Below are 13,022 nucleotides of genomic sequence, written 5' to 3'. Positions count from 1 at the left end.
TTTCACTTGTGCTGGCCCAGGTAGGAGCGCAATCCGCGGGTGAGCACGAAGGGGAAGACGCTCGCGTGGTCTTCGCCGGCGAAGACCTCGAGCCGCGTGCTCAGGCCGGGATAGCGGCGCGCCGCCAGCGACCTGTCGAAATCGCGCAGGTCGGCGACCATGTCCGCGTTTTCCTCCGAACGCGAACGCTTCTTCCCGGGCGCCAGCGTCTCGGCGCCGCCGATGCCGAAGTAGAGCGACGCCGGCAGATCCCTGTGCTTCGCCGCGTAGTCCTGTTCGCGCTCGAACATCACGCCACGGTCGAACCACAGCGAAGGGCTGCCCAGGATGTAGTGCTCGAAGGTGCGCGGCTGGTCCAGCAGTATCTGCAGGCCCAGCAGGCTGCCGTACGAATGGCCCACGAAGATCTTCCGCTTCATGTCGGCGCGATAGTGGGCGGCGATCATCGGGAACACCTCGGCGGCGATGAAGCGCCCATAGGCCGCCGCCTCGCCGAACGCGGGCGCGCGCCCCGGCATGTCGGAACGGTAAGTGTGCCCGCGCGGCACCGTCGGCGTGTAGTCGCGGCGGCGGCTGTGGATGGCGCCGTCGCCCCTGGCATACGACAGGCCGACGACGATGACTTCCTCCATGCCGGCATGCCTGGCCAGGCGCTGGGCGATGCTGCGCACGACCGGGAAGGCATAGCCGGCATCGGTGACGAACAGGACCGGGTAACGCCGGCTCGACCCGCGGTAGGACTCGGGCAGCGCGACGTACACCTGGTAGTCGCGCTTCAGGGCCCGGGCCTGGATGTCGCGCACCTCGGTGTTCTCGAGCAGGAAGGGGTCGAGCGGGGCCGCGGCGGCGGCGCCGGCAAGGCAGCACAGGGAAAAAACCAGGCGGGAAAGCTGTTTCAAACGACCTCCTTCGGATGGGCTGGATCGCGCCGATTGTGCGGCGCGCCAGGCGGCCCGGCAGCAGGAATGTGACCAAACGCCGGATCCGCGTGACGGCTCCCGCCGGCTGCACTTTCGACGATATTTGCCACTGTTATACTTTTATCGATGAATACACGGCAATTCCTTCCCCTCCCCGCTCCGTTTCCCGCCATCCCGCCGGCGCTCGGGACCATCGTGTCGACCGTGCTCCTGTGGATGGCGATCAGCGCCCTGGGCGCCCTGCAGACCTATAGCGACAACCTGCGGATCGGCGTCGCCAGCCCGTATTCCTCCCTGCTGCTCACCTGGTTCATCGAATACGCCGTGCCGCTGATCGTCCTGAGCGTCGGCCTGGGCATGGCGCTGGCGCGCTGGCCGGTCCTCATCGATCGCCCACGGCACGTGGTGCTGCTTTTCATCGGCCTGGTGCTGGTGTTCCAGCCGGCCCAATGGCTGTATATCGCCTGGCTGCGCGGCTACCTGGACGTGGCCAGCCTGGACGAGGCATGGCAGCTGCTGCTGAAGATGCTGCTGGTCGGCTGGTTCTCGACCACCGGCACCTTTGCCGCCATCCTGGCCATCCACTACGGACGGCAGGCCAGGGAGCGCGAACTGGGCTGGCAACGCGCCCAGACCGACATGCTCAACCTGCGCCTGGCGCTGGAAGAACAGCGCCTGCTGGCGCTGCGCGCGCAACTCGAGCCGCACTTCCTGTTCAATGCCCTGAACGCGATCAGCGCGCTGGTGCGGGACGGCGACAGGACGCTGGCGCTGGGAGGCATCGGCCGCCTGAGCAGCCTGCTGCGCTACGCCCTGTCGGCCAGCGCGCGCAATACGGTCACCGTCGCCGCGGAACTGCAGTTCGTGCGCGACTACCTCGAACTGCAGCGCCTGCGCTACGGCGCCAGGCTGCAGGTGCGGATAGCCGGCGACGGCGACCTCCTGCACGAGGTCGAGTGCCCGCCCCTGCTGCTGCAGCCGCTGGTCGAGAACGCCTTGCGCCACGATCTCGACTGCCGCGATGGGCCGGGCGACATCCGGCTGTCCTTCGAGCGGCAGGGCGAGGCCCTGCTCATCCGGGTCACGAATCCCGTGGGCGGGCCAGCTTCGGCGAATCCGGGCGCCGGTCTCGGACTGGCCAATACGCGCGACCGGCTGGGGCTCATGAACCCGGCCGCATCGCTGCGGGCCGGCCCGCAGGGCGACCGCTTCGTGGCCGAGGTCCGCCTGCCGCTCACGGACCCGGACCAGCCATGACCGTGCGCTACCTGATCGTCGACGACGAGGCGCCGGGACGGCGCAACCTGCGCCTGGCCATGGCTGCGCATCCGGACTGGCTGCTTTGCGCCGAATGCGACAGCGCGGCGGCCGCGCGCTCGGCCCTGGCCAGCCACGACATCGACGTGGTGTTCCTGGACATCCACATGCCGGCCGAATCGGGACTCGCGCTCGCGCGCGCGCTCAGCCAGCTGCGCGCCCCGCCCCTGGTCATCTTCGTGACCGCCTACGGCGCGCATGCGATCGACGCCTTCGAGGTCCACGCGCTCGACTATCTCCTCAAGCCGCTCGACGATGCCAGGCTGGCGCAGGCCACCGAGCGCGCCGGCGCCATGCTGCGCCTGCGCCAGCGCGAAGCCTATGGCGCGGCCCTGCGCGACTACCTCGATGGCGGCGGCGCGCCGCGCGTGGAACGCATCAATGTGCGCTCGGTCGGCCGCATCGAGCAGGTCCTCGTCGGCGACATCCTGTGGATCGCATCGGCCGGCAATTATGTCGAGCTGCACCTGGCCGCGCGCACGGTCCTGCACCGGATGACCCTCAACCGCCTCGAGGCGCTGCTCGATCCCGGCGCCTTCCTGCGCGTGCACCGGGGCGCGATCGTCCGGCGCGACCAGATCGCGCGCCTGGAGGTCAGCGGCGACTGCGCCTGGCGTCTCCTGCTGCGCGGCGGCGGCGTGGTGGCGGTCAGCGAACGCCATGTGTGCGCGGTGAAGTCGGCGATGTGACGAAACACCGGAGGGCCGGGATGACCGCGCTGTTCCCGCCAGCCCTGCCGTCCCTATACTTCGGCTCACCACACCTGTCGAACGAAGAACTGGAGAAGTCCTTGAACATCTGGCCAAGACCTGTCGCCTGCCTGGCAATCGCCCTCGTTTGCCTGCTGCCCTTCGGCAGCCGGGCCGCCTCCGACGCCGCGCGCATCGAACGCGCCGTCGACAGCGCCATCCGTCCGCTCATGGCGAAGTACGACGTGCCCGGCATGGCGGTCGCCGTCACCGTCGATGGCCGGGCCCACTTCTTCAACTATGGCGTGGCGTCGCGGGAGCAGGCGACGCCGGTCAGCGCGCACACGCTGTTCGAGCTCGGCTCCATCAGCAAGACCTTCACGGCCACCCTGGCCTGCTACGCCCAGGCCCTCGGCAAACTGTCCCTGGACGAGCACCCGGGCGCCTACCTTCCCGCGCTGAAGGGCAGCGCGGTGGACAAGGCCAGCCTGCTCGACCTGGGCGCCTACGCCGCCGGGGGACTGCCCCTGCAGTTTCCAGACGAGGTGACGGACGACAAGCGGATGCTCGCCTTTTTCCGGCACTGGCAAGCCGAGGCCGAACCCGGTACCCGGCGCAGGTATTCCAATCCCAGCATCGGCCTGCTCGGCCATGTCACCGCCCTCGCATTGCAGACAGATTTTGGCGACGCCCTGGAGCACCGGCTGTTCCCTGCCCTCGGCCTGAAGCAAAGCCACGTCCGCGTGCCGGACAAGGCGATGGCGAATTATGCGTGGGGCTACGACAGGGCGAACCAGCCGGTCCGGGTCAGTCCGGGGGTATTCGACGCCGAAGCCTATGGCGTCAAGTCGACGGCCGCCGACATGATCCGCTTCGTGCAGGCGAACATCGAGCCACGGCGGCTCGATGGACCGGTCCGGCGCGCGGTGGAGGGCACCCACACCGGCTATTTCGACACCGGGGCCATGGTGCAGGGGCTCGGGTGGGAGCAGTTCCCCTACCCCGTCAGCCTGGAACGTCTACTGGCCGGCAATGCGGAGCACATGATCCGTTCGGCCAATCCGGCCAGGAAACTGAATCCGCCAAGCGCGCCTCCACCCGGCACGCTGTTCGACAAGACTGGCTCCACGAGGGGATTCGGCGCCTATGTCGCCTTCGTGCCTGGCAAGAAGATCGGTATCGTGATGCTGGCGAACAAGAATTATCCGATTCCGGCCAGGGTCAAGGCCGCCCACGCCATCCTCCAGCAACTCTCGCCGAGCACGAACTAGTGGGTCACCTGGCAGCAGATCGTGGCATAAAAGCGCGTCTTTTTGCGCCAGGCGTTGTTGCAAATCCTCGCGATAGCCAGCTATCGCTGCGGTTTGCGCCTGGCCTGGCGCAAAAATCCATCGCTTTTATTGGCCACTCCCGTTGCCAAGTGACCCACTAGCTTTCCGGATGACAGCGCCACCCGGGATTTCTTGACGTCACGCCTCCGCTTGCGGTTTACTCTGGCTGCCTGCATCTTGAATGCAACTCACGCCCCCACACCGTGCTCGAGCTGATCAACGCCATCCCCCGCGACTTTTTCCTTCCTCCGGCCAGCCTGTTCCTGCTGATCGCTGTCGGCCTGGCGATCTGGCGCCGCTGGCCGCGCGCCGGGCGCATGGTCGCCGGCGCCGGGCTGGCGGCGCTGGCCTTCCTGTCCAGTACCGCCGGCGCACGCCTGTTCGTCGCGCCGCTCGAACGGCTGACCTCGCCCCTCCAGGCTCCCGAACGCGCCGGGGCGCAGGCGATTGTCGTGCTCGCCGCCGGGCGGGTGCAGCATGCGCCCGAATACGGCGACCGCGACATCCCCGACTACGTCGCCCTGGCGCGCCTGCGCTACGCGGCGCACCTGCAGCGGCGTACCGGGCTGCCCGTACTCGTGAGTGGCGGCAACGGCGCCAGCGGAGCCGGGGTCGCCGCGGAGGAGCGCGCCTATACCAAGGCCGATGCGATGGCGACGGCGCTGCGCGAGGATTTCGGCGTGCCGGTGCAATGGGTCGAGACGCGCTCCCGCGATACCGGCGAGAACGCGACCCATAGCGCCGCGCTGCTGCGCACGGATGGCGTCAGGCGCATCCTCCTCGTGACCGATGCGATGCACATGGCGCGCGCCCGCGCCGCGTTCGAACGCGCCGGGCTCGAGGTGGTCAGTGCGCCGACCATGTTCCTCGGCCAGCAGTCGAAGGGACTCGGCGCCTGGGTGCCGAGCGCCGAGGGCATGCGCCGCTCCTGGTATGCCGTGTACGAACTGCTCGGCATCGCCTGGTACAGCCTGCGCTCGCGCGGTGCGGACGCCGGCGCAGGTTGACCGCCCGGTCGCTCAGTGCCAGTCCTTGTCCGGCTGCATGTCGAGCCGATGCGCCGCATCGATCACATCCTGCAGTTCCACCGGATCGCTGAACGGATCCTCGTCCAGCCGGGTGACCCGGTTCAGCTCCTTTTGCCAGCGCCGCAATTCATCGACGTACTCCTGGTTCGGCACCCGCTTCAGGTCTCCGTTTTCCTCGACCAGGTCGCAGATGCCGTTCTTCACCCACGCACCGGTATGCCAGTCCGGCATGTCGACCCCGGGGAACAGGCAGATCCCCTGCAGATCCATGCCGCGACGCACCGCCGCCAGCGACTCCCCCATCACATCCCTGAGCCAGCTTGCGCGGCCATCGAACAGGCCGCTGGTCTCGCCGATGATCATCGGCCGGCGATAGCGTTGCCACACCATGTCCAGCATGTCGCACAGCGGCGCGATGCGCTCGTCGCCGGGCGGCAGCGGCGCATGCGGTCCACGCTCGCGGTATTCCATCTGTCCGAATGAATAGGCGTTCGCGCCGACGATGTCCAGGATCTCGGGCGATCCGCCGAATTCGGGATGCTCCCGCCCGGAGATGATGTCCCAGGACAGGAAGGTGTCGACCATGGTCTCGTGGTGCGCGGCCTCCACCTGGTCGGGGCGGTCGCGCGGCGCCACGACCCGCACCAGCGGATCGACGTGCACCATGCGCGCATCGGAATCGACCTCCCGTATCGCCTTCACGCCGGCGATCGCGGCCCGGCACAGCGCCAGCCGCAGGCGCATCCTGTCGTCCCGGCTGCAGCGATAGGGCGCGGCCCAGCCCCATTCGCCGGCGCAGAAGGAAAAGAAGGTGATCTCGTTGATTGGTGTGAAGAAATGCGGGCCGCGGACCTTCGGCAGCACGTATTCGGCGGCGGCGCGGCAGTACGCCGCGAAGCGGCTCACGAAGGCGTCGGAAAACGGGTCGAGCTCATCCGGGTAGCCATAGTGGCAGAGGTCCCAGATCGGGATGACGCTTGACGCGTTCATGGCCTCGATGAAGGGATCGATGGACGAGAAGTCGCAGCAGCCGCCCCTGTCCACCATGGGCCACGGTATGCCTTCGCGGGCCACGGCGATGCCCAGGCTGCTCAGGATCCGGTAATCCTCGGCGGCATGAAGGTCGTGCCTGGTTTCCGCCACCAGGTTACGCCGCACATTATTGCCCCACAAGAAGGTGGAGCATTCAAAGCCGGATAGAAAAAATGTGGGAAAGATCCCCGGACGTCGTGCCATGCGACTCTCCTGTTGGTTTCACTTGCGCAATTCCAGCCGGAAGCGACGTCGCCGAACGGGCTAGGCTTCCTCGCCCTTCACGCGCTCGAACGGCCCGATGCAGGCCTCCATGGACTCGTCCTGGCACATCAGGAACAGCGCGCCGGACGGATGAAAACGGATGAAATTGGTGGCGCGCGTGCCGACCTTCATGATCATCCCGGAACAATCCTTCTTGCCATTGTCCTTGGTGATGCGGTCGTCGAGGCGATAAAAGCCCTTGGCGCTGGGCTTGTCGGGAATGTTGAATTCGCTCTCGGATACTTCCTCGGCGCTGGTGACGAGCGTGGTGCCGTCGCCGCGGAAGCGGTAGGTTTCGGAGCAGCCCAGTTCCGGCAGGCTGAGCCGCCAGATGCCGAGGATGGGGTGGTCGGCCGCCGGCGCCGCCAGTGACGGACCGCCCAGCACGGACAACAGCAACAATGCGGCAGGCACTCGCATGGCAGGCTCCTTCGACGGTCAGCCTGCACCACCGCAGGCCTGACGATTATTGCATCGCCGGCGCGTGCATGGCGCACGCGCCGGTGCTGCATCAGCCGTTGTCCGGCGTGCCTTTCGGCTTGGCCGGACGGCGCCCGCGCGGCGCGCTCTTGCGGGCCGGCGCCTTGTGGGCGCCGCGCACCGGTTTCTTGCGCGCGGACTTGTCGGCGTCGTCGCCGGCCTCGCCACCCGCCTCGGCAACAGCCTCTGCAACCGCCTCGGCGACAGGCGCCGGCGCCGCGGGCTCGGGCGCCGGAGCGGCATTGTCCTCGGCCGCCACCTCGGCGACGCGCGCCGCCTTCTTCGCAGCCGGCTTGCGCGCCGGACGGCGGCGTTCCTTGGCCGGGGCCGCGGCATCGTCGCCAGCCGGGCCGGCGGCCGGCGCCGGCGCTTCCACGCCGGCCGTGGTCACTTCCAGCACCTCCGGTTCCGCCACGTCCGACGGCACCTCCACCGGCGCCTCCGCCACCACTTCCAGCACCGGCGGCGCTTCGGCGCGGCCACGCTGGTTGCGTCCGCCGCGGCCGCGGCGGCGCGTATCCGCCTGGACCTGTTCCGGCGCCGGCGCGGGTTCGCCGACGCCCGCCGTGGTCAGTTCCAGCACCTCCGCTTCCGCCGCCTCCACCGGCACCTCCACCGGCGCCGGCGCTTCGGCGCGGCCACGCCCGCTGCGCCCGCCACGGCCGCGGCGGCGCGAGTCGGCGCCGGACGGCTCTTCCTGGGCAGCCTCGTAGGCAGGCGCCTCCTCGATCGCCAGCGCGTCGGACGCCGACGCCGGCACCGTCTCGGCAGCGGGGATCAGGGTCGGGGCATTCGCGCTGCGGTAGACATAGGTGCCGGACTTCTCGTCGCGGCCGAACTCGAACAGGCCGCGCGTCTGCGCTTCCTCGAGCAGGTTGCCGAAGGTGCGGAAGCCGTAATAGGTCTCGGAAAAATCGGGACGGCGGCGCTTCAGGGTGTCCTTCAGCAGCGACGCCCAGATCTTGCCGGAGTCGCCGCGCTCGGACACCAGCGCATCGAAGGTCTCGACCACCATCTCGAGCGCCTGCACCTTGCGCGCCTCGAGTTCTTCCTTGCGCCGGTCGTCGCTCGGACGGCGGGCCTGGGGCTGGGCCTTGCGCTCGTCGCGCTTGGCGGCGGCGCGGCGCTGCTCGCGCACCAGGTCGTCATAGAAGATGAATTCGTCGCAGTTGGCCACCAGCAGGTCGGAGGTCGACTGCTTGACGCCCACGCCGATCACCTGCTTCGCGTTCTCGCGCAGCTTGGAGACCAGCGGCGAGAAGTCGGAATCGCCGCTGATGATGACGAAGGTGTTCACGTGCGACTTGGTGTAGCACAGGTCGAGGGCGTCGACCACGAGGCGGATGTCGGCCGAGTTCTTGCCGGACTGGCGCACGTGCGGGATCTCGATCAGCTCGAAGTTCGCTTCGTGCATCGTCGACTTGAAGCCCTTGTAGCGGTCCCAGTCGCAGTAGGCTTTCTTGACGACGATACTGCCCTTGAGCAGCAGCCGCTCCAGCACCGGCTTGATGTCGAATTTTTCGTAATTGGCGTCGCGAACGCCCAGTGCGACGTTCTCGAAGTCGCAAAACACCGCCATGCTGATATTGTCGGAAGATGAAGCCATGAGTTTATTGTTCTCTGGTAATAATAGGACAAGCTAGCGGCGATTATACGCAACAAGCTGCGTGGCACGGTACGCGCATGTCGATCATGCATGCCCCCTCCCCCGGCGCTTCTGTCAAAATGCGCATCTTGACCCATCCCGCAGAATGAACCGATGCACAAGCCCCACCTCACTTACCTGCAGATCCTTCCCGAAGGCGAGCTGCCGGACATCGCACGGCACGCGCCGTTTGCCGCCATCCTCGTGGTCGACGACGACGCCGACGAAATGTGGCGCTGGGACGCCGCCCGCTGGCTGGTCGCCTCCGGTTGCCGCTTCCTGCTGGCCTGGGGCAAGAAGTGCGAAAGCTGGGCCGAGTCGGTCGACGACGCGGCGCTGGAAGCCTTCGACTACGACGACATCCCGGAAGACAAGCGCGTCCTGACCACCTGGGACGAGGACGAGGACCTGGAGGAAGTCTTCTGGTTCGCCAGGCACCGCGCCAGGCATCCCGCCCTGGCGCTGGAAACGACGCTCATCCTCCACATCGCCACGCGCGACAGGAAGGACGAGCTGGAAGCGCTGTACGCCCGGGCCTGAGACCCACTAGAGCCGGGCCAGCGTGTCGCGGTCCGGGCGGCCGTCGTAGTACTTGTCGATGCAGGCCTGGAACACCGCCTCGTCCGGGGCCACGTCGGCAAACAGCGTCATCGACGAGTGGAACTTGAGCTGGTCCGGATGGGGAAAGACGTCCTCGATCGTATCGGTATCGAGGGCGGCCACGATGGCGGCGCATTCGCGCAGGCGCGCCCCCAGCAGCGGATGCGCCAGGTAGGCGGCCGCCTCGTCGCTCGATGCGATCGCATAGCGCTGCGCCATCTCGCTGCTCCCCAGCCCTGCCACCTGCGGAAAGACGAACCACATCCAGTGGCTGCGCTTGTGTCCGGCGCGCAGTTCGGCCACGACCGTGTCGTACACCGGCGCCTGGGCCCGGACGAAGCGTTCAAGGTCAACACCTGTATCCATATTCCCCTCCCTGTCCCGACATGCTACAACGTCAAGCCTGTTAGACAAGCGCCACACGCCATGAATTCCGACCACCTGCAACTGCTCCTCGTCCGTGAGATGCCATACGGCAAATACAAGGGCCGCAAGATCGCCGACCTGCCCGGCCATTACCTCGGCTGGTTCGCGCGCGAAGGCTTTCCGCGCGGCGAGCTGGGCCAGCTGCTGGCCCTGATGTACGAGCTCGATCATAACGACCTGCGCGCCCTGCTCGATCCCTTGCGCGGCCGCCGCTGACACGGGCTACGCCGCATGCCATCCCGACATGCTGCTACGTAGCAACAGTAGCAGCCCCAGGGCAGCAGTCGTCGGTATAATCGGGGCTGCCAACCGGAACACACTTATGCAGAACGACAATTCTTCCCCGCCGCTGGTGCTGGTGGTCGAAGACGACGACCATATCGCCCAGGTGCTGCGCTTCATGCTCGAGCGCCAGGGCTATCGCGTCACGCACCTGGCCGACGGCCGCGCCGCCAGCGAACACATCGCCACGGCCGGGGGCGTACCCGACCTGATCCTGCTCGACGTGATGCTGCCCTACGTGGACGGCTTCGAGCTGGTGCGCCTGGTGCGCGACCGGGCCGGCTGGGCGACGGTGCCGATCCTGATGCTGACCGCCAAGAACACCGAGCGCGACACCGTGCGCGCCCTCGACGCCGGCGCCAGCGACTTCGTGATCAAGCCCTTCCAGCCGAACGAACTGCTGGCGCGCGTGCGCCGCCACCTGAGGACCGGTCCATGACGGTCGTGGCGCCGGCGCCGTTCCCTGTCTATCGCGACGACCGCAAAGGCGACCACCTTGTCCCTCGCCCAGTCTTCTAGCAGCTTCGTCACCATCGCCGTCTGGACCGGCAGCATCGCGCTGGGCCTGACCCTGCTGCTGGGCGTGCAGATCGTCCTGCTGCGCCTGGCCCTGCGCCGCCGCGAGCGGCGCGAGGCGCGGGTGCTGGCGCGCTGGCGCCCGCTGCTGAACCAGGTGATCGTCGGCGACAGCCCGGCGCTGCCGGCGCTGTCCGCCCGCGAGCGCATGCCCTTCCTGCGCCTGTGGGTCCACCTGCAGGGATCGCTGCGCGGCGAAGCCACCGAGGCATTGAACGAGATGGCGCGCAGCCTGGGCGTGGACGCGCTCGCGCGCACCATGCTGGCGCGCGGCGCGCGCGAGGAACGCCTGCTGGCGGCCCTGGTGCTGGGACACCTGCGCGACCGCGCCGCCTGGCCGCACCTGCTGCCGCTGGCCGGCCTCGCCGACAGCGCGCTCTCGCTGACCGCCCTGTGGGCGCTGGTGCGGGTCGACCCGGATGCCGCCGCCGATTACCTGACCCCGCTGTTCATCGAGCGCGAGGACTGGGCGCTGTCGCACGTGGCCGGCATCCTGCAGCAGGCCGCCGCCCCGACCGCGGCGGTGCTGGGCCGCATCCTGCCCGGGCTCCCGGAGGAACGCCTGCCGCGCGCGCTGCGCATCGCCGAGGCGCTGCGCGTGCCGCTGCCGGGCCCGGTCCTGGCCGGCGCGCTGCGGAGCAGCGCCGTGCCGGTGGTGATCGCCGGCCTGCGCAGCGTCATCACCCCCGACACCATCGGCGACGTGCGCGCCCTGCTCGGCCACGAGGACTGGCAGGTGCGGGTGCAGGCCGCGCGCGCCCTGGGACGGATCGGCGAGAAGGCCGACGCCGAGCGCCTCACCGCGCTGCTGGCCGATCCGCAGTGGTGGGTGCGCTACCGCGCGGCCCAGGCCCTGCGCGAACTGCCGGCGCTGAGCCGCGCCGACCTGGAAGCGGTGCGGGCCTCGGTCACCGACCGCTTCGCCGCCGACATGCTGGAACAGGTATTGGCCGAGGAGGAGACCGCATGATGTCCAGCCCGAACTTCAGCCAGCTGCTGGTCGATTTCATCACCTGGTTCGTGTTCTGCTACTTCATCGCGCTGAACGCCGGCTACCTGTCGCTCAACCTGTTCGCGCTGCGCTCGCTGCACCGCAAGGGCCAGGAACTGTTCATTTCCGAGCTGCCGCGCGCCTATTCCGGCCTGGAGCCGCCGGTCAGCATCCTGGTCCCGGCCTACAACGAGGAAGCCACGATCGCCGCCTCGATCCGCTCGATGCTCCAGCTGAGCTATGCGGAATTCGAGATCATCGTCATCAACGACGGCTCGAAGGACGGCACCCTGGACGTCCTCAAGCGCGAGTTCGCCCTGCTGCCCTTCCCCGAAGCCTACCGGCGCCAGCTCCAGACGAAAGAGGTGCGCCAGGTGTACCGCTCCACGCGCTACCCGAACGTGCGCGTGATCGACAAGCTCAACGGCGGCAAGGCCGACTCGCTCAACGCCGGCATCAACGCCTCGCGCTACCCGCTGTTCTGCGGCGTGGACGCCGACTCGATCCTGCAGCGCGACAGCCTGGCCAAGGTCACCGAACCCTTCCTGCGCGACCCCACCGTGGTGGCGGCCGGCGGCACGGTGCGGGTGGCCAACGGCTGCAAGGTCAGCGGCGGCTTCCTCACCGACGTCGGCCTGCCGAAGAACATCTGGGCGCTGTTCCAGGTGGTCGAATACCTGCGCGCCTTCCTGTTCGGGCGCCTGGGCTGGTCGTCGATGAACGGCATGCTGATCATCTCGGGCGCGTTCGGCGTGTTCCGCAAGGACGCGGTGGTGCTGGCCGGCGGCTACCGGCGCGACACCATCGGCGAAGACATGGAACTGGTGGTGCGCATGCACCGCCTGCTGCGCGAGAAGCGCCAGCCCTACAGGATCGAGTTCGTGCCCGATCCGGTATGCTGGACCGAGGCCCCGGAAGACTTCAAAACGCTGAAGAACCAGCGCATCCGCTGGCAGCGCGGCCTGGCCGAGAGCCTGAACGCCAACTGGGGCCTGCCGTTCTCGCGCAACGGCGGCGTGCCCGGCTGGGTGGCCTTCCCCTTCATGCTGCTGTTCGAGTGGCTCGGCCCGCTGGTCGAGCTGGGCGGCTACGCCTTCATGGCCTATGCCTTCTTCACCGGCCTGATCTCGTGGCAGGCCTTCGGCGCCTTCCTGTTCGTGGCGGTCGGGCTCGGGATCCTGCTGTCGGCCTCCGGCCTGCTGCTGGAAGAGATGTCCTTCCACATCTACCCGCGCGGCAAGCAGCTGCTGGTCCTGGGCGCCGTCGTGATCCTGGAGAACTTCGGCTACCGCCAGCTCAATTCCTGGTGGCGCCTGACCGGCATGTGGCGCTGGGCGACCCAGAAGGAATCGAGCTGGGGCGCGATGAAGCGCAAGGGCACCTGGCAAAGCGGCACGCAGAAGTGAGCGCGCCATCCTTCTATTTTTCCCTGGGCTGACCC

14 protein-coding genes are annotated in these 13,022 nt (G+C 68.2%); 9 read left to right on the top strand and 5 right to left on the bottom strand.

The window, feature by feature from the left end:
* Positions 1–2: 2 nt before the first annotated feature.
* A complete protein-coding gene (locus H162_RS31120; protein WP_020654673.1) occupies positions 3–899 on the bottom strand; it encodes an alpha/beta hydrolase in 897 nt (298 codons plus the stop codon).
* A 147-nt stretch (positions 900–1,046) separates the two neighbouring features.
* Between H162_RS31120 and H162_RS0116915 the strand changes: the two genes are divergently transcribed.
* The 4 genes from H162_RS0116915 (at position 1,047) to H162_RS0116900 (ending at position 5,264) form a co-directional block, all read left to right on the top strand.
* Positions 1,047–2,177 (top strand): sensor histidine kinase, encoded by a 1,131-nt coding sequence (locus tag H162_RS0116915; RefSeq protein WP_156885660.1) that lies wholly within the window; start codon positions 1,047–1,049, stop codon positions 2,175–2,177.
* Positions 2,174–2,926 (top strand): LytR/AlgR family response regulator transcription factor, encoded by a 753-nt coding sequence (locus tag H162_RS0116910; protein WP_020654671.1) that lies wholly within the window; start codon positions 2,174–2,176, stop codon positions 2,924–2,926. Before H162_RS0116915 ends, H162_RS0116910 begins: the two co-directional genes overlap by 4 nt.
* 20 nt (positions 2,927–2,946) lie before the next feature.
* A complete protein-coding gene (gene ampC, locus H162_RS0116905) occupies positions 2,947–4,197 on the top strand; it encodes a class C beta-lactamase (RefSeq protein WP_020654670.1) in 1,251 nt (416 codons plus the stop codon).
* A gap of 263 nt (positions 4,198–4,460) precedes the next feature.
* On the top strand, positions 4,461–5,264 hold the full coding sequence (locus tag H162_RS0116900) for a YdcF family protein (RefSeq protein ID WP_020654669.1): 804 nt from the start codon (positions 4,461–4,463) through the stop codon (positions 5,262–5,264).
* A 12-nt stretch (positions 5,265–5,276) separates the two neighbouring features.
* Here H162_RS0116900 and H162_RS0116895 read toward each other — a convergent pair whose 3' ends face one another.
* The 3 genes from H162_RS0116895 to H162_RS0116885 form a co-directional block, all read right to left on the bottom strand.
* A complete protein-coding gene (locus H162_RS0116895) occupies positions 5,277–6,443 on the bottom strand; it encodes a glycoside hydrolase family 1 protein (RefSeq protein WP_229452115.1) in 1,167 nt (388 codons plus the stop codon).
* A 138-nt stretch (positions 6,444–6,581) separates the two neighbouring features.
* A complete protein-coding gene (locus tag H162_RS0116890; RefSeq protein WP_040787620.1) occupies positions 6,582–7,001 on the bottom strand; it encodes a hypothetical protein in 420 nt (139 codons plus the stop codon).
* Positions 7,002–7,092: 91 nt separating this feature from the next.
* A complete protein-coding gene (locus H162_RS0116885) occupies positions 7,093–8,667 on the bottom strand; it encodes an NYN domain-containing protein (RefSeq protein ID WP_026354751.1) in 1,575 nt (524 codons plus the stop codon).
* A gap of 153 nt (positions 8,668–8,820) precedes the next feature.
* Here H162_RS0116885 and H162_RS0116880 point away from each other — a divergent pair, with 153 nt between their 5' ends.
* Entirely contained in the window at positions 8,821–9,246 is a 426-nt protein-coding gene (locus H162_RS0116880) for a DUF7684 family protein (RefSeq protein WP_020654665.1), read from the top strand.
* Between the two features lie 6 nt (positions 9,247–9,252).
* Here H162_RS0116880 and H162_RS0116875 read toward each other — a convergent pair whose 3' ends face one another.
* The gene (locus H162_RS0116875) at positions 9,253–9,672 is read right to left on the bottom strand and encodes a DUF1810 domain-containing protein (RefSeq protein WP_026354750.1); all 420 of its coding nucleotides are present in this window, start codon (positions 9,670–9,672) and stop codon (positions 9,253–9,255) included.
* A gap of 60 nt (positions 9,673–9,732) precedes the next feature.
* Between H162_RS0116875 and H162_RS0116870 the strand changes: the two genes are divergently transcribed.
* From H162_RS0116870 to H162_RS0116855, 4 genes are all read left to right on the top strand, one after another.
* Positions 9,733–9,948, top strand: a complete 216-nt coding sequence (locus tag H162_RS0116870) for a DUF3820 family protein (RefSeq protein WP_020654663.1) — start codon at positions 9,733–9,735, stop codon at positions 9,946–9,948.
* Positions 9,949–10,054: 106 nt separating this feature from the next.
* Positions 10,055–10,453 (top strand): response regulator transcription factor, encoded by a 399-nt coding sequence (locus H162_RS0116865; RefSeq protein WP_020654662.1) that lies wholly within the window; start codon positions 10,055–10,057, stop codon positions 10,451–10,453.
* A gap of 57 nt (positions 10,454–10,510) precedes the next feature.
* The gene (locus H162_RS0116860; RefSeq protein WP_020654661.1) at positions 10,511–11,560 is read left to right on the top strand and encodes a HEAT repeat domain-containing protein; all 1,050 of its coding nucleotides are present in this window, start codon (positions 10,511–10,513) and stop codon (positions 11,558–11,560) included.
* The gene (locus H162_RS0116855; RefSeq protein WP_020654660.1) at positions 11,557–12,987 is read left to right on the top strand and encodes a glycosyltransferase family 2 protein; all 1,431 of its coding nucleotides are present in this window, start codon (positions 11,557–11,559) and stop codon (positions 12,985–12,987) included. The genes H162_RS0116860 and H162_RS0116855 overlap by 4 nt, the downstream gene beginning before the upstream one ends.
* Positions 12,988–13,022: the final 35 nt, after the last annotated feature.

The organism is Massilia niastensis DSM 21313 (assembly GCF_000382345.1).
Taxonomy (GTDB): domain Bacteria; phylum Pseudomonadota; class Gammaproteobacteria; order Burkholderiales; family Burkholderiaceae_D; genus Telluria; species Telluria niastensis.
This window is presented reverse-complemented; position numbering and strand designations above follow the sequence as displayed.